Source organism: Streptomyces amritsarensis (assembly GCF_001953875.1).
Classification (GTDB): domain Bacteria; phylum Actinomycetota; class Actinomycetes; order Streptomycetales; family Streptomycetaceae; genus Streptomyces; species Streptomyces amritsarensis.
In genome coordinates this window covers 26,601-43,413 of record NZ_MQUR01000006.1, presented here as the reverse complement: position 1 = coordinate 43,413, position 16,813 = coordinate 26,601, and the positions used below count along the sequence as shown (strand labels likewise).

Below are 16,813 nucleotides of genomic sequence, written 5' to 3'. Positions count from 1 at the left end.
CCCGGCGGCCCCGCACAGGAAGGGAGCACCCGTATGTCCGACCGACTGACCGTGGAAGAACTCGCGGCCCTCATGAAGACCGCCGGCATCACCGTCGATCCGACCGAGATGGCGAGCCGCCCGGACCGCTCGTTCGACGAGTACGGCCTGGACTCGCTGGGCCTGCTCGGCATCGTCGGTGAGCTGGAGAACCGGCGCGGACGGGCCCTGCCCACCGACGCCGACCGCTGCAAGACCCCCGGGGAATTCCTCGACCTCGTCAACCACAGCCTGATGACCGGAGCCTGACATGCCAGGACACACCGAGAACGAGATCACCGTCAACGCGCCCGTGGAGCTCGTCTGGGAGATGACCAACGACCTCCCCAGCTGGCCCGAGCTGTTCAGCGAGTACGCCTCGCTCGAAATCCTCGAGCAGAAGGGCGACACGACCACCTTCCGCCTGACCATGCACCCCGACGAGAACGGCAAGGTGTGGAGCTGGGTCTCGGAGCGGACCGTCGACCGCCAGGGCCTCACGGTCCGCGCCCGACGGGTGGAGACGGGCCCCTTCGCCCACATGGACATCCACTGGCAGTACTTCAAGGTGCCCGGCGGCACCCGGATGAAGTGGACCCAGGACTTCGCGATGAAGCCGGACGCGCCCGTGGACGACGCCTGGATGACCGACAACATCAACCGCAACTCCCCGATCCAGATGGCGCTCATCCGCGACAAGATCGAGCAGCGCGAACGCGAGGGCCGGGCCCCGGCCGCCAGCCGCCTCTGAGACGAAAGGCAAGCAGTCGGATGAACGACACGCACCGCGCTCTGATCGTCGCCCGCATGGCGCCGGGATCGGGCCCCGACATCGCCGAGCTCTTCGCGGACTCGGACGCGGGTGAACTGCCGCACCTGGTCGGGGTCACACGCCGGAGCCTCTTCCAGTTCGGCGACGTCTACCTGCACTTCATCGAGGCGGACCGGCCACCCGGACCGGCCATCGCCAAGGTCACCGACCACCCGGAGTTCCGCAGCCTCAGCGAACGGCTCACGGCGTACGTCAGCCCGCACGACCCGGAGACCTGGCGCAGCCCGAAGGACGCGATGGCCCACGAGTTCTACCGCTGGGAGAACCCCCGCGCGAAGTGACCCGGCGGCCCGGACGGGACCCGCACACCGGCGTGTGCGGGTCCCGCCGCGTATGGACCGTCCCCCGGCGACGGGAGAGGACAGCGCAGCGGGCGGGGCAGCAGGGCAGCAGGGCAGCAGATCGGCAAAGGGCACAGCAGCACAGAGCGAGAAGCAGGAGACGGCATGAACCCGACAGACACCGACCACTTCCCGAGGGACCCGGGCCGCCCGCACGACGGCGAGCACCCGCGGACCTCGCTGCGCACGCTCGTCCTGTCCGGGTCCTCCCGTACCGGCTCGGTCAACGTCCGGCTCGCGGCCCTCGTCGCCGCGATGGTGCGCGAGGCGGGGGCCGTGGCGGAACCCGCCACCCTCCGCGACTTCCCCATGCCGCCGTACGACGGCGACGCCGAGGCGGGCGAGGGACTGCCGGAGGGCGCCCTGGCCCTGTGCGAGCGGATCGAGGCCGCGCAGGCGCTGATCATCGCCTCGCCCGAGTACAACGCCTCCGTGCCGGGCGTCCTGAAGAACGCCGTCGACTGGGTCTCCCGCTACCGCCCGCAGCCCTTCAAGGACAAGCAGACCCTGCTGGTCTCCGCCTCGCCCTCGATGGTCGGCGGCAACCGCGGCCTGTGGGCCCTGCGCGTCCCCCTCGAACACCTCGGCGCCCGCGTCTACCCCGACATGTTCAGCCTGGCGGGCGCCCACCACGCCTTCACCGAGGACGGCACCCTGACCGACCCGGACCTCGGCAAGCGGCTCGGCGAGACGATCGGCTCCTTCCTCGACCTCGTCGAGGCCGACACCCGCTACCTCTGCCTCCAGCGCCGCTGGTACGAGTTCCTGGGCGACCGCACCGACGCCCCGGTGACCTCCCGCGCCCAGGACTGATCATCATCGGCCACTGGGGGTGAGCTATGTTTGGCGCGAGTGACGTGAGAAGGAGGCCCTCCGGTGTCATCGGGGCAGCAGGCACGCGCACAAGCGGCTGCGATCACGCCGAGCGGTCAGCCGGCCACTGAGGTCCGTCCTCCGGCCGACCGGCTCCTCGCGCTCTTCGACGGCCGCCGCCTGTCCCCGGGCCAGCGGCGCATCGCCCAGTACCTGATCGACCACCTCACCGAGGCAGCGTTCCTGTCGATCACCGAGCTCGCCGAACGGGTGGGCGTCAGCCAGCCCTCCGTGACCCGGTTCGCGGCCTCCCTCGGCTTCAGCGGCTACCCGGCCCTGCGCGACGTGCTCCAGCCGATCGCCCTGAGCGCGGTGGCCGGCGCCCCCGACACCCGCGAGCAGATCCGCCGCAACGAACTCCAGGCTGCCGTCGACGCGGAGATCGAGAACCTGGAGAACGTACGCCGGCTGCTCGCCGACACCAACCAGGTGCTGGACATCGGCCGCGAGCTGGCCGCGTCGGTGCCGCTGACCATCCTCGGACTGCGCATCTCGGTCTCCCTCGCCGAGTACTTCGCGTATGCCGCCCGGCGCATCCACCCCGACGTACGCCTCGTGACGCGCGGCGGCAGCGTCGCCTTCGACGCGCTGCTGCAGTCCAGGGCGGCCGGCGGGACCTGGGTCCTGGCGTTCGCGATGCCGCGGCACGCCAAGGAGACCCTGCTGGCCGTCCGGGCTGCCCGCAGTACGGGGCTGCGCGTGGTCCTGATCACGGATCCCACCCTCGGACCCCTGGTGGACGAGGCCGACGTGGCCCTGACGGCGGCGACCGGTTCCCGCCTGGTGTTCGACTCCTACGCGGCGCCCGGGATGCTTTCGGCGGCCCTGCTGCAGGCGATGGCGGACGCGGATCCCGAGCGGACGCAGGCCCGGCTCGAGGACTACGAGCACGTGGCCGACCAGCACGGCTTCTTCCTGTAGGCCTTCTTCAAGCACCTCCACGCCGACTCCACCAGGCGATATTCAGCCTTCGAGGTGCATGAAATTTTTCATACGCTTGCTTACTCGACGGTATATATGTTTACTGACGACGGCGCTCCTGATCCACCAGATGCCAAGGAGGACGACCCCACGTCCTCTCGAACGCGCCGCGGTACGACGAACCTCCTCCTCACGTCGCGACCGCGGGTCGAGTCCAGGCTTTCGGATCCCGCAGAGCGCCCATGGCGGCCTCGGTCAACCCCTGGGCCGAGGCCGCCCCTCAGAACGTCTCGATCAGAGCTTCGACACCACTCGGAAGTGACGAGAATGCCCCAGACGGCCACGTTTACGCTCAGCCCGGACTGGCCCCTGCAGGTCAAGGCGCCCGGCACGCACGACTGGGAGCGCACGGCCACGCGCTGGCTGCGGGACCTCCTCCCGGCTCGCTACGGCGGCTACCTGACGCTGACCCGCCACCACGCGCTCCTCGCCCGGCACGTCCAGCTCCAGCTCCAGCACGAGATGCGTGCGGTGCGGGCGGCCCTGCAGACCAGCCGCGCCGAGCTGCCCACGATGGGCATCGCCGAGTCGGTCATCGAGAACTCGATCAGGATGTACGCCCTGGAGCTCGAGCAGCTGGGACGCCTCGCCCGCGGTGCGCGGCTGGTCTCGGACGCGCTCCTGGTGGGCACCCCCGCCCAGCGCCGGCGCTGACGGCGGCCTGGCGGGGCAGCCCTCAGGACGGCTGCCACGAGCGCAGCCGGGCGGCGACGTCGAAGACACCGACCCGCAGCATGCGGATATCGGTGATGAGGTCGCGCCACTGCTCGTAGGAGGCCTCCACCGCCTTCCCGGAGGCCTCGATGTAGGCGACGGCCACCCCGTAGGCGAAGTACTCGTTCGAGGCGGGCAGCGGCCGGAGCAGCACGATCGCATCGAGCAGGGCGGCCGCACGCCAGAAGGCATCGGGGTCGTCCACTTCCAGGCTGGGCGTGTTGACCCGGTGCCGGGCCACGGCGGCGACCAGGGCGGAGTGGTCGGCCACCTCCACGTCCTTGAACAGCGCCTCCTGCCGCTCCAGCAGCCAGCGGTGATCGATGTGCAGTTCCACGCGTCCGAGTATCCCCGCCCCGGGCCCGCCCGTGGGGCTTTTCGGTCCGGGCGGCGGCCGCAGGGCGCATCGCCCCCGTTCGGCGGGCGGCGATCGGCGGGCAGCGGGCAGTGGGCTGGGCGGTGGGCGGTGGCGGTCGCGCCTGAGGTTCCGCCGCCCCGCCCGCCTCACCCGGCTCGCCTGCACCGCTTCGCAGCGGACACCCGCCACCTGCGTCGACAGGTGTTCCTCCCGTACCGGACCGCTGTCCGCGAGATCCGACCGCGCAGAGGTGTTCCGCCGCGGGACTTTGCCTCCTACGGTCTGTGCAGCACAGTTCTGGACCAGGAGGCAGCGTGAAGCGCGACATCGACATCGACATCGACCAGCTGGTGACGGCGATGCAGGCGGTCGACGAGGCGGGGCGGCTCTTCGAGGAGGCGCTCGCGACGTACGAGTCGCGCGGCCTGAAGCGCACCAGCGACGACTTCAAGGTGGCGGGAGGCTCCGTGCAGACGCTCCAGGGCGCCGAGGAGATGGCGATGGGCACTCGGAAGTTCCTCGCCGAACTCGCACTGATCCTCGGCTACGCGACAGCGGGCATCGAGGACCGTGTCGCCGCCCGGCCGGCGGTCGCCCGGGCCGGTTTCACCGGCATCAGCGGCGGCGGCGCCCGGATGGCGCGCCCGCTGCTGGACCCGACGCTGCGGGGGCTGCGCCTGCTGCTCGGCGTCGACTTCTTCGAGCCCGCCTTCAAGGCGGAGATAGAGGAGGTCGTCCGGGCCGAGAAGGCGACCTACCCCGACCCCGCCACGTTCCGCATCCGCGCGTCGGCCGCCGACGCCGCCGCCTCCGTCGGCCGAACGCGCTGACTCCCGGGATGCCGGACCGGCCCGGCCCGGCGAGGCTGGGGGTATGCATCACGCGCCCGTCGTCGTACACCGGATCTTCCCGTCGGGAGGCCGACAGGTCACCCTGCGGACCGCCAACCGGGAGGAGCCCCTCGGGCTGGCCCGCTCGGACGAGGACCTCATCGAGTTCCTGCGGCGGGCGGGCATGCCGGACCCCGACGACGTCGTCCTCGGCGGCACCGAACTGGTGGAGTGGGAGTCGGACACCCCCCACGTCTACGAGGCCGACCCGCCGACCGAAGACCTCCCCTGAGCCTCCCCCGACAGCCGCCTCGTGGGGCTCGACCGCCGAGGACCCCTGCGCACCGGCCGCGCCCCCCTGCGCGCAACCTGACCCAGCAGGTCGAAGCGGCCTGGCACCTCGTCCTCACGGCAGGCCGGCGGCCGTGCTTCAGCCCACCGTCCAGGGAACCCGGCAGGTGTGCGGAGCCGATCCCTCCGGACACAGGGCGGCCAGTACGGCCTTGCGGATCGCCCGCCAGGTCCGCAGGGAACACACCAGGTGGACGTCCAGCTCCACCGGCTGCCGGGCTCCGCCGCTCCCGCCGGGATGTTCCACGCTCCACTGCTCCGCCAGGAAATCCAGCCCGTCGTCGTCCGTGCGGGCGACGGTCCCGCCGACGATCCGGGCGCTGCGGGAACCGACTGCGGCCTCGATCAGGCCCTCGACCCAGGCCAGCCCCTCCTCGTCCGCGTACAGGCCGAGCCTGAGGCGTCGTCTCCTCATCGCACCGCTCCTTCCCCGGCCGCCGCATCCGGGCGGGACGGATTCCACAGCCGGTCGGCCTCACCGCGGACGACGTGATCCTCGTAGACGCGCACCTTGTGGCGCATCACGTCCAAGGCACCCTGCAGTTCACGGATCCGCGCCTCCACGTGGCCTTCGTGCCGGCGCAGCAACTCCAGCCGCTCGTGTTCGTTGCCCGGGCCCTGCCGGACCAGTTCGATGTACTGCCGGATCATCGCCAGTGACATGCCGGACGAACGCAGCTTGGTGCAGATCGCCAGCCACTCCAGGTCCTCCTGGTGGTAGATCCGGCGGCCGTTGGACAGCCGGCGCACAGGATTGGCGAAGAGGCCCTCCCGTTCGTAGAACCGCAGTGCGTGAACGCTCAACCCACTGCGTTTCGCCACTTCGCCGATGGTCAGGTCCACGAGCAACTCCCCTCACGCACCTCTTGATCTAGACCGGACTCTAGCTTCTAGCGTGAAGCCCCCGGCCAATCGGCGATCGGAGTGGAGAAGAACATGGGCGTTTGGTTTGTCACCGGTGCATCGCGCGGCCTCGGCGCGGAGATCACCCGTGAGGCTCTGGAGCGGGGGCACAGCGTGATCGCCACGGCGAGGGACGCGTCGGCCGTGCTCAAGGCGTACCCGGAGAAGCCGGACGGACTGCTCGCGGTGAACGCGGACGTGACCGAACCGGAGCAGTTGACGGCCGCTGTGCAGGCCGGCCTCGCGGAGTTCGGCCGGATCGACGTCGTCGTCAACAACGCCGGCTACGGACTCGTCGGCGCGATCGAGGAGACCTCCGACGAAGCCGCCCGCGACCTGTTCGACGTCAACGTCTTCGGCCTGCTCCACACGTTGCGGGCGACCCTGCCGACCCTGCGTTCCCAGCGATCCGGACACGTCGTGAACATCGGTTCCGTGGGCGGTTTCGCCACCGCTGCGGCGGTCGGCCTCTACGGCGCCTCGAAATTCGCCGTCGAGGGCATCTCCGAAGCACTGCACGGCGAACTGGCACCGCTCGGTGTCCACGTCACGATCATCGAACCCGGCGGTTTCCGCACCGACTTCCTGGGCCGCTCCAGCATCCGGGTCGAACCGGCCGCCATCGCCGACTACGCCGTCGGCGCGGGCCCGGTGCGCGAGGCACTGGCCCGGAACGACGGCATCCAGCCGGGCGACCCGAAGAAGGCGGCCAAAGCCGTCGTCGATGTCACCGAGGTCGAACGGCCGCCGCTGCGCCTGCAGTTGGGCGCCGACGCGGTCGAGCGCGTCGAGGCGAAGCTGGAGCTGGTACGGCGTGAACTCGACCAGTGGCGCCACGTGGCGCTCTCCACCGCCCTCTGACGCCCGGCCGCTCGGCGCGTGCGGGGGAGGAGCGCCGCGGTACCCGTCCGCGCCCCGTACGCACTCTTTTACGACCGCTTACCGGAAGGTGGGGCGAGGGGCCCGTCCGCACAGCCGGCGGTATACCTGCGGCGTTGCAGGATCCACCGGTGAACGGACGGTGTCAGGCCGGCGCCGACGACGAACCCGACCACGACGCTCCGGCTCGCGACCGCGACGGTCCCGGTGAGCGCGCACAGGACCATGCCGGTGACCACCCAGCCCGCGACCTCGACTCGACGGGGCAGCTGAGCGAGCCATCGTGCGGTCGAGTAGGTCACGAGGTACACGGTGGAGCCGAAAGCGGCCGACGCCAGAGCGGATAAGACGTTCATATGGCGGCCGACCGGTCACGGTCCTTCGGGAGCCGTGCGAGGGTGACCGTGCGCAGCAGCCATTCCACGGGACCGTAGCGGTGTCGTGCCATCAGGCGCGAACTCAGGGCGAGTTGGATGGCGTACAGCACGAGTGCGCCCAGTACGACGACGGCGGGGCTGAGGCGGTCGTACAGGGCCAGGCCGTAGGCGGTGAAGACGAGGGCCATGACCAGGGACTGGCTCAGGTAGTTCGTCAGGGCCATTCGGCCGGCGGGGGCGAAGAGCGCTGCGATGCGCGCGCCGCGGGAGGTATTCATGAGCAGCAGCATCCCGCAGACGTATGCGGCGGTCAGGGCGGGGGCCGTGACCATGCCCACCATCGTCGCGAAGAGTGCCCATCGGGGACCGAGCGGGCCGCTGAGGGCCAGGGCCATGAATAGGCTGCCGGGCAGGCCCACGGCGGCACCGATCACGAGGATGCGGCGCATCCGTGCGCGGTGGTTTCCCGTGTCGGCGAGCAGACGCAGCTTGCCGCAGTGCAGCCCGACCAGGAAGGCCGCCAGGACGAAGCCGCTCATCAGCAGCGCGGCGAGGAACTGGTCGGGCAGCAGGCTGATGTTGGCCCGCACGACGGACGAGGCGTCACCGCGGTAGCGGGCGACCAGTACGGGCAGGTCTTCCGCGAGTTCGGCGTCCGCTTCGGCTGTCTCGGCGTCCGACATGAGCAGGGTCGCCGAGCCCACAAGGAGCAGGGCGGCGCCGAGGCCTCCGTACAGGATCCGGGCGGCGCGCAGGGCCGCGCCGGGCGTGCAGTTGCGTACGGCGATGAGGACCAGGCCGAGCACCGCGTACGTCATCAGGATGTCGCCGGTGTACAGGAGTACGGCGTGCAGGACTCCCAGGACGAGCAGGCCGAGCGAGCGGCGCAGCAGGCGGGGCACGGCGCTCGTGCCGGCGCGCTCCGCGGAGGTCAGCTGCAGGGTGAAGCTGTAACCGAAGAGGAACGAGAACATCAGGTAGAACTTGCCGACCGCCAGGGTCTGGACGACGCCCTCGACGCCCCGGTCGAACGCGGAGGCACCCGGATCCGGGATGGTTCCCAGGCCGTACGGACCGGCCATCATCAGCGCGTTGACCAGGAGGATGCCCATGAGCGCGAAGCCGCGCAGGGCGTCGACCTCCGGTATTCGCGCCGGTCGGTCTTGTCGCGTGCGCACTGCCGCTGAAGGCACTGCTCCCCCCAGGTGGTGGTCGGTGTCAGGTTGCCGGCCCATGCCGTACAGGCGGCCGACTCGGTCGAGCGAGCCGTGCTCGGGCCTTGTCGTGCGACGTTAGCCCACTTGAGAGGCCGATACGGCGGACGGTGAGCGCCACGGCCGGCCCGGGCGCCGAAACAGCCGTCGGCGGGAGGTCGCGGCCGCTTGGATCAAGCCGGGTCGACCGAGTCGCCGGCCCGGGCCCGGGGCCGAGGAAGGCCGGGCCGAGGACGGTGTCGGGACCGGCGGGGCGGCGGCGGGTCGGTGCCCCGGGCCGACTGTCAGCGACGTGGCGCAGGATGGGGTGCATGATCCAGACCCTTCCCCTGGCCCTGCCGGGCACGCTGGTGGACCACCACCGCCTCGACCTGACCGCGCTCTACTCCAAGGGCTGGGGCGTGCACCTCTTCGACGTCGTCGGCGCACCGAACGGAGAGGTGTACGCCTTGTACGGCGTCTCCCGCCACACCTACGGGGTCGCCCGCGATGAACAGGACCCGCAGATCGCGAACTTCGGGTACCGGCTCATCACCCGCTACTCCGCGGCGGGCGAGATCCTGGCGAGCGCACAGTTCCGTACGGGCGGCGCGCGAGAGGGAGGCTCGGAGGTCGCCGACGGCGGCGACCTCAGCCTGTGCGTCCTGCCCGACGGCGTTCTCGCCGTCACCGGCACACCCGACCGGACCACCCTCGTCGCACCGGACCTGAGCCGGGTCCTGGCCGTCTACGACTCGAAGGACGATCGCCCCTACCGGGAGTTCACGCCCGGCGAAGGCAACCCCTTCGCCGGCTCCATCACCGTCACCCCCGCCGGCCGACTGCTGTGCACCCTCGCCGAGTACGGCGTGTGGAGGTACGGCAGCGTCATCACCAACCTGGTGGGCATCGCCGACGGAGCCTTGACCGCCGACTCCAAGCCGGCCATCCGCACGCTCGCCTCGCTCGACCCCGAACCGGCCCACCAGAGCGCCGTCGACCTCCGCCCGCACGCCACGTACCGGGATGCCCCCGTCGGCCTGGCGAACCGTCCCCGCCCGGCACTGACCGAGCTCGTCGCCGCCGAGGACAGCCTCTCCGGCTGGGACCGGTCCCGTCTCGGCCGCCCGGTCCCGCTCTCCGAGAACCTCTTCGTCGTCCCCTTCTACGCCAGGACGTTCCGGGGCGGCAGCCGCGGCCAGCCCTTCGTCTTCGCCCTCGTCGACGACCGGGGCGAGATGACCGGACGGCTCCACGGCCTCCACGAGTGGCACGACTCGCCCTTCACCGGCCTCTGCCGCAACGTCGCCGCCGACCCGCACAGGGGCCACGCCTTCCACCTCAACCGCTACGGCCTCTACGCCTGGAACAAGGCAGGAGTGCTCCGCGCCAAGCTGGACACCGCCACCAAGGCGTTCAAGCCGCTGACCCACTTCACCCTCGGATCCTGCGCCCCCAACGGCGACCTTCTGCTGGCCCACACCAAGCAGCACCTGATCCTGCGCGTCCCCGCCCCCGACGACCTGACCGCCCTCGCCGCCACGGTCGAGGAAGCACTGCGGGAGTACGGTCGACGGCGTACGGCCCTGAAAAAGCAGTGGAGCCCGGTCAACTGGCACTGGACGCACGACGGGCCGCTGCACCGGATCTGAGGTGCGCTGACGATGGGGGTGGAATGGGAGTCTCGACGACGACGGTCCGCGCGGTGAACGGGTTGACCGCGCGGTGGGCGGCCGCCTCGGATGCCGGGGAGGACGGCGCCGGCGCCGCGGTGTTCTCGGCGGCGGGGGTGTGGCCGCTGCTCGCCTACCTGGCCGATGGCGCCGAGGGCACGGCTCGGGCCGACCTGGCGGAGGCGCTCGGCCTTCCCGCCGGACGAGCGGCGCACGCCGCACATGAGCTGCTCGCCGCGATGGACGCCATGCGGGGACTGCGAACGGGTCTGGGACTGTGGACGAAGCGCACGCTGGAGCTGGGGCAGGAGTGGGAAGCGGCCCTGCCGCCCGACGTCCACGGGGTGCTCACGGGGGATCCTGTGGCCGACCACCGGGCGTTGGACGCCTGGACGATGAAGCGGACCGGCGGGCTGATCGACCGTATGCCGCTCACGCTGACCGAGGATACGCAGATGGTGCTGGCGAGTGCGCTGAGCATGCGCACGCGCTGGCTGAGCCCCTTCCACGAGGTGGAATTGGAGACGGAGTACGCGCCCTGGGCGACCGGGCCGCGGCTGGGACTGTCGCGCGAAAGCGCCGTGCTGGACCGGGTGGGGGTGGCCGAGACACCCGGCGGTCACGTCACCGAGCTGAAGGTGCTGGGGACCAACGCCCTGGATGTACACCTGCTGCTCGGCGAGGAGGGCATGAGGCCGGGGCAGGTGCTGGGGGCCGGGGTCGACCTTCTCGCCGGCAGGTGTGCGGTGCTGCCGGGGCCGCGGCTGCCCTTCGGGAACCCGGGCCCCGGCCTGCAGGTGGAGAAGGTGCGCCGCACGCGGCCCGAGCCGCCGTCGCTGGAGGTGACGACCGCGGCGTACGACGTGCACGCGAGCCACGATCTGCTCAGGCTGCACCGGTTGTTCGGGCTCACGACCGCGCGGGACACCTCGCGCGGCCACTTCCCGGGCATCAGCGACTTCCCGCTGGCCATCGGATCGGCCGAGCAGAACACCATGGCGAAGTTCGGCGCGTTGGGCTTCGAGGCCGCCGCGGTGACGGCGTTCGGTGAGGTCGGCGCGGGCATATCCGACCTCCGCTACATGACCACCAGGATCAGCGCCGCCTTCGACCGCCCCTTCGGCTTCCTCGCTCTGCATCGCCACACACGACTCGTGCTGACGGCGGGCTGGGTCACAGATCCGTTGCCGTTCCCCGGGCACGACTGGGAGGACGAGTGGTGAGGAGACGAACGCCGGCCGTCCCACGTCGACTGACGGGCCGCCGGCGTCACGTCGGGCCTGCCGCGAGCCGGCATGAGATCCACTTCACACGACACGGCGGGGGGAGGTTGTCACGAACCGGGCCCGCCGGCTGGTCCCCCTACCGAAAGGGCACACAGGGCCGCGTGAGAGTGGAACGGGAGCATCGACATGGGACAGAAGCAGCACGTCGTGGTGGTGGGCGCCGGGTATGCCGGAGTGACCGCGGCCCTCCGCGTCAGCCGACGCCACCGGGTGACTCTCGTCGACCCCAAGGAATGCTTCACCGAGCGGATCCGGCTGCACGAACTGGCTGCCGGCCGCGTCGGCGCCCCCGTCGCCCTGCGCGACCTTGTCGCCGGCAGGGAGATCGACACGGTCAAGGCCACGGCCACGTCCATCGATCCCGATGCCCGCACGGTCCTTCTGGACAGCGGAACGACGCTGACCTACGACCGGCTCGTCTACGCCCTCGGCAGCAGCACCGACACCACCGGCGTTCCCGGCATCGGCGAGCACGCCTACACACTGGAGCAGGCTCGCGAGCTCAGTGATCGACTGTCTCGTGGATCCGGCACCGTCACCGTCGTCGGCGGCGGAGCGACCGGCATCGAACTGGCCGCAGAACTGGCCGAGTCGGCCGGCCCGTGGCAGGTACGCCTGGTCACCGGCAGCGAGCCCGGCAACGGGCTTTCGACAGCCGGCCGGACCCATGTGCGCACCGCCCTGGAACGCCTGGGTGTCCGCCTTCACTCACACACCCGGGTCCAAGCCGTCCACAGCAGCGGCCTGTCCACCGATCGCGGTGAGCTGACCGGGGACGTGGTCGTCTGGGCCGCCGCTTTCGCCGTTCCCTCGCTGGCCGCCGAAGCCGGGCTCCGCGTGGACGAGCGCGGTCGGGCCCTGGTCGACACCGCCATGCGCTCGCTCTCCCACCCCGACGTGTTCGTCGTCGGCGACGCGGCACGCGTCACCGTGCCCGGCACGGGCGAACTCCGCATGGCATGCGCGACGGCGATGCCCACCGGAGCGCATGCCGCCGAGGCCATCGACGCACTCGCCCACGGGCGCGAGCCCAAGCCGCTCAGGTTCCGTTACCTGGCACAGTCCCTCAGTCTCGGTCGCCACGACGGCGTCATTCAACCGGTACGCACCGACGACTCGGCCCACCGCCTGGTGATCACCGGGCGGCCGGCGGCCCGGATCAACGAGTGGATCAACCGATACACGATCGCATCCCTGCACGCGGAACGCCGGCGCCCCGGCACCTACCGGTGGGCCAAGCCGCTGCGCCCGGCTGGGGCTGGGGCTGCGGCTGGGGCTGCGAGCTGACCGCTCACCGCTGACGGCGCTCGGACTGCCGGGAGAGCCGCCCGCGCCTTCGGCCTTGCGGCGACCCCTGCCCCCGCTCCCGACGCCCGCTCCCGACCCCCGCTCCGGCCCCGGTCCGCGGCTCGTCAGGGCGTGTCGGCCTCGTCCGTCCGGGCGCGGAGCCGGCCGGCTGCTGCGAGGCGGGTAAGCCGCCGGTGTTCCCGGGCGGCCCAGCGGCGGACGCGGTCGGGTTCGAGGGGGGTGCCGTGTCCGACGTGGAGTCGGGTGGGGTTCAGGGCGAGCATCCGGCGCAGGCTGGCGAGGTTGAGCAGCGGGTCGTCGTGGAAGGGAGGGTTGGCCGGCCGACCGGGTATGAGACCGAAGAAGGAGTTGGCGATCAGGTCGCCGGCCACGAGGTCTCCTTGACCGGTGAGGACGGAGACCGATCCGGGGGTGTGCCCGGGGGTGGGCATGATGCGTGCCGCGACCCCGAAGTCGTCCAAGTCCGTCTCCCGGGTGATGAGCACGCCGGGTTCGAAGGGTTCGACGCGGAGGTGCAGGTTCTTGTTCCGGGCCATGACACGGCCCATCCGCCCCGTGGGCAGGTAGGGCTCGCGGGCGCGGCCCGTGCGGAACGGGCCGAGGTCGGCGGCGTGCCCCGCCACCGGTGCCCCCGTCAGGCGGTGCAGTTCGGCGGCGGAGCCGAAGTGGTCGATGTGGCCGTGCGTGACGACGATCAACGAGACGTCGGAAGGGTCCACACCGTGCGCGGCGACCTGGGCGGCGATCCTCCGGCCGCTGCCCGGTGTGCCCGCGTCGACGATGACGGGCCGGCGGCCCAGCAGCAGATACGCGTTGATGTTGTGCCGGCCCATCACGGGGATCGGGACGACCTTGGTTCGGGACACTGTTCTCTCCTCGGGCATGACGGAATTCCGTCGCACGGTCGTTCGCGGACGGTCGAGCGGGCTGACACACGGCCTAAGGGCCGTCCCCTAATCCCCGGCGGGCGCACGACGACAGCTACGGCACCTCGCTGCGTTGTCGGAACACCCGAATACGCCCAGTACGAGGACGCCCCTCCGCCTTGCGATGCACCGCATCTGACGCCGTGCGCCGATCCACCGGGGATTACGGGACAGCGCTTAGCTGAAGCGGCGCCGGTATTCGGCGGGGGTGGTACCGAGACGGCGCCGGAAGGAGCGGTGCAGGCTCTCCACGGAGCCGAGGCCGCTGAGAGCCGCGACCTCGGGCAGGCCGTGATTGCTGTCCTGGAGCAGGCGGCGGGCGGCCTCCAGCCGCACGGATTCGACGTAGGCGGCCGGGGTGGTGGCGGTGCGCCGCGAGAACAGCCGGGAGAAGTGGCGCACGCTCAGGTGCAGCCGCGCGGCGAGGGCCTCGGCGGACAGGTCCTCGGTGAGGTGTTCGCCGATCCACACGCGCAGCTCGTCGATCCGGTCACCCGGGTCGGCCGGCACGGTGAGCGGGACGCTGAACTGGCTCTGTCCGCCCGCGCGTTTGACGTACATGACCATGGTGCGGGCGGTGGCCAGGGCGAGCCCGGGGCCGTGGTCCTCGGTGACCATGGCCAGCGCCATGTCCATCCCCGAGGCGATGCCCGCGCAGGTCCACAGGCGGCCTTGCCGGATGAAGATCGGGTCCGGATCGACGGTGACCTGCGGGTGGTCGCAGGCCAGCCGTGCGGCTGTCCGCCAGTGGGTGGTGGCGGACAGCCCGTCGAGCAGGCCCGCCGCTGCCAGCAGGTGCGCCCCCGCGCAGACGGAGGCCACCCGGTGGGGACCGCGTGCCGCCTCGCGCAGCCATGCGACGATCGCGCCGTCGACGACCGGCTGCACCTCGTGCCCGTCCACGCGGACCGCCCCGGAGACCAGCAGGGTGTCCACGGCGCCGTGCACCTCCTCCAGCGTCATGTCGGCCATCAGCCGGATCCCGCCGGCGGTGGCCACCGGTTCCCCTCCGGCGGTCGCGATGCGGACGGTGTAACCGGACCGGCCGCTGCCGGCGACCCGGGTGGCGACCGAGAACACCTCGGCCGGTCCGGTGACGTTGAGGAGCTCGACGCCCGGGAAGGCGGCGATCACGACCCTGTGCGGTGACTGCATGTGCCGATCATTTCGCCCCGCAACGAGGTCCGCAATGACCGTGTTCTGTCAAATCCGGACACGCGCTCCCGGACACGCGCTCCCGGGCGCCCGCCGCCCCGGCACGCGGAGTCGCCCCCGCGCGGTGGTTCGACAACCCGGACCGACCGAGTTACCTTGGTAACATGGTAACGATTGAGCGGACTCAGACCGGGCTGCGGATCGAACGGAATCTGCTGAAAGTGCTCAAGGCGCTGGCCGAGTACCTCGACATGCCTCTCGGCGAGCTCGTCGAGGGGATCGTCCTGCACGCCTTCGACGGCAAAGCCCCCTTCTCGGCGGAGACCCTGGCCAACATCGAGCAGCTCAAGGACGTCTACGGGCTGGAGTTGACCGCCGCCGACGCCCACGCCCTGGAGGAGAGATGAACCGTCGTGTCCTGAGCGCCGCGCTCACCGTCCCGCTCCCGCCCGAAGAGGCCTTCCGGCTCTTCACCGCCCGGGGGGAGCGCGACTGGGTGCCGGGCTGGGACCCGGTCTTCCCGGTCGAACCGCAGGACGACACCGCCCCGGGAACCGTCTGGCTCACCTCGACGGACGAAGAGGAGACGACCTGGCTCGTCGCCTCCCGCGACTTCCCGCGGTCGGTCTCCTACGCCCGCATCACCCCGGGCGTCCGGGCCGGCACGGTCACCGTCGCCCTGGCCGAGACCGGGGCCGGCAGCGAGGTGACGGTCACCTACGACATGACGCCCCTCACCCCGGCGGCCGCCGAGGCCCTGGATGCATTCGCCGCCGACTACCCGTCCTTCATCCGCTCCTGGGCACAGCTCATCGCCGGTCACCTGGCCCGACACCGCTGTTGACAGGCGGGTACGTCCGGGCCGGGATCATCCGACCCGGACACCTGTCAACCGGTGGCGGCGTCGCGTAGGGCGAGAGTGGTGCGGGCGGCGGTGGCGAGGTCGGTCTCCCGGACGTGGCGTACGCCGACGAAGTTGGCGGCGTCACTCCATGCGCACATGGTCTGGTCGCCGTCGGGTCCGGTCACGTGGCCGCAGGCGAGGCCCCCGCCGTGCCGGCCGGCGTCGAAGCGGGTCACGTCGCGGGCCTTGGCGCCGGCGAAGTAGTTGCGGAACTCCTGGGAGATGGACTTGGTCGCCTTCGACTCGGCGACCTTGGGGTCCCAGTCGGCGCTGTTGACCAGGACGAGCAGGTCGGAGGAGCCGTCGGCGTCCTGGTCGTAGTAGCCGGTCCGAAGACTGTGGGGGAGTTTCCGCCCGGCCAGCGCCTCGGATTCGGCGCGGGCGGCGTCTTCACCCTTGAGCAGGCGGAAGCGGTCGAAGAGCTCCGGGAGGACGATGACGGGGTATTCCTCGGTGCCGTCCGCGGCGCGCGTTTCGCCGGCCCGGGGCTCGGGATCGTACGCGGCGAAAGCGGTCACGCTCGCCGCGGCCGCGATGCACACGCTCACGCCCGCGATGAACCAGGTCCGCTTCCTCTTCCCCCGCGCCGCCCGTGCCGGGTCGCTGACGGGCGAGGCGGACTCCTTGCGCCAGGAGCGGGTCAGCCACCAGAGCACGCCGATGCCGGTGGCGGCGGGGAGCATGTAGCCGATGACCTCGCCCGCGGCGTACGCCTGCGAGGTGGGGTCGATGGAAGCGAGGATCATGCCCGCATCGTACGGGTGATCGAAACCTTCTGAACTGCCATTACGTCACGGCTGGGTGCCCCCCGGCCGTGCCCGGACGGAGCGCACGCGACAGGCTCCGGTGGCCGGCCGCGGGGCGCGGTGCGGCCGGCGCCGCCCCGCACGTCCTGCGCCGACGGCCGCCGT

Annotated in this window: 22 protein-coding genes; 14 read left to right on the top strand and 8 right to left on the bottom strand. The window is 71.4% G+C overall.

What is annotated here, in order from left to right:
- Positions 1 to 33 precede the first annotated feature (33 nt).
- From AVW11_RS04375 to AVW11_RS04350, 6 genes are all read left to right on the top strand, one after another.
- Positions 34 to 288, top strand: a complete 255-nt coding sequence (locus tag AVW11_RS04375) for an acyl carrier protein (protein ID WP_030848312.1) — start codon at positions 34 to 36, stop codon at positions 286 to 288.
- A 1-nt stretch (position 289) separates the two neighbouring features.
- Positions 290 to 769 (top strand): SRPBCC family protein, encoded by a 480-nt coding sequence (locus AVW11_RS04370; RefSeq protein WP_030848309.1) that lies wholly within the window; start codon positions 290 to 292, stop codon positions 767 to 769.
- A 20-nt stretch (positions 770 to 789) separates the two neighbouring features.
- A complete protein-coding gene (locus AVW11_RS04365) occupies positions 790 to 1,131 on the top strand; it encodes a TcmI family type II polyketide cyclase (RefSeq protein ID WP_030848306.1) in 342 nt (113 codons plus the stop codon).
- A gap of 165 nt (positions 1,132 to 1,296) precedes the next feature.
- A complete protein-coding gene (locus AVW11_RS04360) occupies positions 1,297 to 2,004 on the top strand; it encodes an NADPH-dependent FMN reductase (protein ID WP_078093524.1) in 708 nt (235 codons plus the stop codon).
- 63 nt (positions 2,005 to 2,067) lie between these two features.
- Positions 2,068 to 2,985 carry a MurR/RpiR family transcriptional regulator gene (locus AVW11_RS04355; RefSeq protein WP_030848299.1) on the top strand — a complete coding sequence of 306 codons (918 nt, stop codon included), beginning with the start codon at positions 2,068 to 2,070 and terminating at the stop codon, positions 2,983 to 2,985.
- Positions 2,986 to 3,312: 327 nt separating this feature from the next.
- Positions 3,313 to 3,699, top strand: coding sequence for a hypothetical protein (locus AVW11_RS04350; RefSeq protein WP_030848295.1), 387 nt, complete (start codon positions 3,313 to 3,315; stop codon positions 3,697 to 3,699).
- 22 nt (positions 3,700 to 3,721) lie between these two features.
- Here the strand turns inward: AVW11_RS04350 and AVW11_RS04345 are convergent, their stop codons facing one another.
- The gene (locus tag AVW11_RS04345; protein ID WP_030848292.1) at positions 3,722 to 4,096 is read right to left on the bottom strand and encodes a hypothetical protein; all 375 of its coding nucleotides are present in this window, start codon (positions 4,094 to 4,096) and stop codon (positions 3,722 to 3,724) included.
- Positions 4,097 to 4,431: 335 nt separating this feature from the next.
- Between AVW11_RS04345 and AVW11_RS04340 the strand changes: the two genes are divergently transcribed.
- Positions 4,432 to 4,947 carry a hypothetical protein gene (locus tag AVW11_RS04340; protein ID WP_030848288.1) on the top strand — a complete coding sequence of 172 codons (516 nt, stop codon included), beginning with the start codon at positions 4,432 to 4,434 and terminating at the stop codon, positions 4,945 to 4,947.
- Between the two features lie 43 nt (positions 4,948 to 4,990).
- Positions 4,991 to 5,239 carry a hypothetical protein gene (locus tag AVW11_RS04335; RefSeq protein ID WP_030848285.1) on the top strand — a complete coding sequence of 83 codons (249 nt, stop codon included), beginning with the start codon at positions 4,991 to 4,993 and terminating at the stop codon, positions 5,237 to 5,239.
- 138 nt (positions 5,240 to 5,377) lie between these two features.
- On the opposite strand, the gene AVW11_RS04330 is transcribed toward AVW11_RS04335, so the two are convergent.
- Together AVW11_RS04330 and AVW11_RS04325 are read right to left on the bottom strand one after the other, a co-directional pair.
- Entirely contained in the window at positions 5,378 to 5,713 is a 336-nt protein-coding gene (locus tag AVW11_RS04330) for a hypothetical protein (protein WP_076043298.1), read from the bottom strand.
- Positions 5,710 to 6,141, bottom strand: coding sequence for a MerR family transcriptional regulator (locus AVW11_RS04325; RefSeq protein ID WP_030848280.1), 432 nt, complete (start codon positions 6,139 to 6,141; stop codon positions 5,710 to 5,712). Before AVW11_RS04325 ends, AVW11_RS04330 begins: the two co-directional genes overlap by 4 nt.
- A gap of 93 nt (positions 6,142 to 6,234) precedes the next feature.
- Here AVW11_RS04325 and AVW11_RS04320 point away from each other — a divergent pair, with 93 nt between their 5' ends.
- Positions 6,235 to 7,062 (top strand): oxidoreductase, encoded by an 828-nt coding sequence (locus AVW11_RS04320; protein WP_076043297.1) that lies wholly within the window; start codon positions 6,235 to 6,237, stop codon positions 7,060 to 7,062.
- A gap of 68 nt (positions 7,063 to 7,130) precedes the next feature.
- Here the strand turns inward: AVW11_RS04320 and AVW11_RS04315 are convergent, their stop codons facing one another.
- Together AVW11_RS04315 and AVW11_RS04310 are read right to left on the bottom strand one after the other, a co-directional pair.
- Positions 7,131 to 7,382 carry a hypothetical protein gene (locus tag AVW11_RS04315; protein WP_225884572.1) on the bottom strand — a complete coding sequence of 84 codons (252 nt, stop codon included), beginning with the start codon at positions 7,380 to 7,382 and terminating at the stop codon, positions 7,131 to 7,133.
- A 50-nt stretch (positions 7,383 to 7,432) separates the two neighbouring features.
- Positions 7,433 to 8,635, bottom strand: coding sequence for a DUF418 domain-containing protein (locus AVW11_RS04310; RefSeq protein ID WP_240528126.1), 1,203 nt, complete (start codon positions 8,633 to 8,635; stop codon positions 7,433 to 7,435).
- A gap of 347 nt (positions 8,636 to 8,982) precedes the next feature.
- On the opposite strand from AVW11_RS04310, the gene AVW11_RS04305 reads away from it, so the two are divergent.
- The 3 genes from AVW11_RS04305 (at position 8,983) to AVW11_RS04295 (ending at position 12,896) form a co-directional block, all read left to right on the top strand.
- The gene (locus AVW11_RS04305) at positions 8,983 to 10,302 is read left to right on the top strand and encodes a hypothetical protein (protein ID WP_076043294.1); all 1,320 of its coding nucleotides are present in this window, start codon (positions 8,983 to 8,985) and stop codon (positions 10,300 to 10,302) included.
- A 23-nt stretch (positions 10,303 to 10,325) separates the two neighbouring features.
- A complete protein-coding gene (locus AVW11_RS04300) occupies positions 10,326 to 11,546 on the top strand; it encodes a serpin family protein (protein ID WP_076043293.1) in 1,221 nt (406 codons plus the stop codon).
- 189 nt (positions 11,547 to 11,735) lie between these two features.
- Complete coding sequence (locus AVW11_RS04295) at positions 11,736 to 12,896, top strand: NAD(P)/FAD-dependent oxidoreductase (RefSeq protein ID WP_076043292.1); 1,161 nt, start codon at positions 11,736 to 11,738, stop codon at positions 12,894 to 12,896.
- A 125-nt stretch (positions 12,897 to 13,021) separates the two neighbouring features.
- Here the strand turns inward: AVW11_RS04295 and AVW11_RS04290 are convergent, their stop codons facing one another.
- Positions 13,022 to 13,783, bottom strand: a complete 762-nt coding sequence (locus AVW11_RS04290) for an MBL fold metallo-hydrolase (RefSeq protein WP_076043291.1) — start codon at positions 13,781 to 13,783, stop codon at positions 13,022 to 13,024.
- Between the two features lie 237 nt (positions 13,784 to 14,020).
- On the bottom strand, positions 14,021 to 14,998 hold the full coding sequence (locus AVW11_RS04285; protein ID WP_060179662.1) for a GlxA family transcriptional regulator: 978 nt from the start codon (positions 14,996 to 14,998) through the stop codon (positions 14,021 to 14,023).
- Between the two features lie 164 nt (positions 14,999 to 15,162).
- On the opposite strand from AVW11_RS04285, the gene AVW11_RS04280 reads away from it, so the two are divergent.
- Positions 15,163 to 15,405, top strand: coding sequence for a hypothetical protein (locus tag AVW11_RS04280; RefSeq protein ID WP_076043290.1), 243 nt, complete (start codon positions 15,163 to 15,165; stop codon positions 15,403 to 15,405).
- On the top strand, positions 15,402 to 15,842 hold the full coding sequence (locus tag AVW11_RS04275; protein WP_060179661.1) for an SRPBCC family protein: 441 nt from the start codon (positions 15,402 to 15,404) through the stop codon (positions 15,840 to 15,842). Before AVW11_RS04280 ends, AVW11_RS04275 begins: the two co-directional genes overlap by 4 nt.
- A gap of 44 nt (positions 15,843 to 15,886) precedes the next feature.
- Here AVW11_RS04275 and AVW11_RS04270 read toward each other — a convergent pair whose 3' ends face one another.
- The gene (locus AVW11_RS04270) at positions 15,887 to 16,648 is read right to left on the bottom strand and encodes a hypothetical protein (RefSeq protein ID WP_076043289.1); all 762 of its coding nucleotides are present in this window, start codon (positions 16,646 to 16,648) and stop codon (positions 15,887 to 15,889) included.
- Between the last annotated feature and the right edge of the window lie 165 nt (positions 16,649 to 16,813).

Excerpts from the sequence above, each read along its gene's own strand:
- AVW11_RS04375 (WP_030848312.1), top strand. The coding sequence starts at position 34 with ATGTCCGACCGACTGACCGTGGAAGAACTCGCGGCCCTCATGAAGACC.
- AVW11_RS04370 (WP_030848309.1), top strand. The coding sequence starts at position 290 with ATGCCAGGACACACCGAGAACGAGATCACCGTCAACGCGCCCGTGGAG.
- AVW11_RS04365 (WP_030848306.1), top strand. The coding sequence starts at position 790 with ATGAACGACACGCACCGCGCTCTGATCGTCGCCCGCATGGCGCCGGGA.
- AVW11_RS04360 (WP_078093524.1), top strand. The coding sequence starts at position 1,297 with ATGAACCCGACAGACACCGACCACTTCCCGAGGGACCCGGGCCGCCCG.
- AVW11_RS04350 (WP_030848295.1), top strand. The coding sequence starts at position 3,313 with ATGCCCCAGACGGCCACGTTTACGCTCAGCCCGGACTGGCCCCTGCAG.
- AVW11_RS04335 (WP_030848285.1), top strand. The coding sequence starts at position 4,991 with ATGCATCACGCGCCCGTCGTCGTACACCGGATCTTCCCGTCGGGAGGC.
- AVW11_RS04330 (WP_076043298.1), bottom strand. The coding sequence starts at position 5,713 with ATGAGGAGACGACGCCTCAGGCTCGGCCTGTACGCGGACGAGGAGGGG.
- AVW11_RS04320 (WP_076043297.1), top strand. The coding sequence starts at position 6,235 with ATGGGCGTTTGGTTTGTCACCGGTGCATCGCGCGGCCTCGGCGCGGAG.
- AVW11_RS04305 (WP_076043294.1), top strand. The coding sequence starts at position 8,983 with ATGATCCAGACCCTTCCCCTGGCCCTGCCGGGCACGCTGGTGGACCAC.
- AVW11_RS04300 (WP_076043293.1), top strand. The coding sequence starts at position 10,326 with ATGGGAGTCTCGACGACGACGGTCCGCGCGGTGAACGGGTTGACCGCG.
- AVW11_RS04295 (WP_076043292.1), top strand. The coding sequence starts at position 11,736 with ATGGGACAGAAGCAGCACGTCGTGGTGGTGGGCGCCGGGTATGCCGGA.
- AVW11_RS04285 (WP_060179662.1), bottom strand. The coding sequence starts at position 14,998 with ATGCAGTCACCGCACAGGGTCGTGATCGCCGCCTTCCCGGGCGTCGAG.
- AVW11_RS04280 (WP_076043290.1), top strand. The coding sequence starts at position 15,163 with ATGGTAACGATTGAGCGGACTCAGACCGGGCTGCGGATCGAACGGAAT.
- AVW11_RS04275 (WP_060179661.1), top strand. The coding sequence starts at position 15,402 with ATGAACCGTCGTGTCCTGAGCGCCGCGCTCACCGTCCCGCTCCCGCCC.
- AVW11_RS04270 (WP_076043289.1), bottom strand. The coding sequence starts at position 16,648 with ATGATCCTCGCTTCCATCGACCCCACCTCGCAGGCGTACGCCGCGGGC.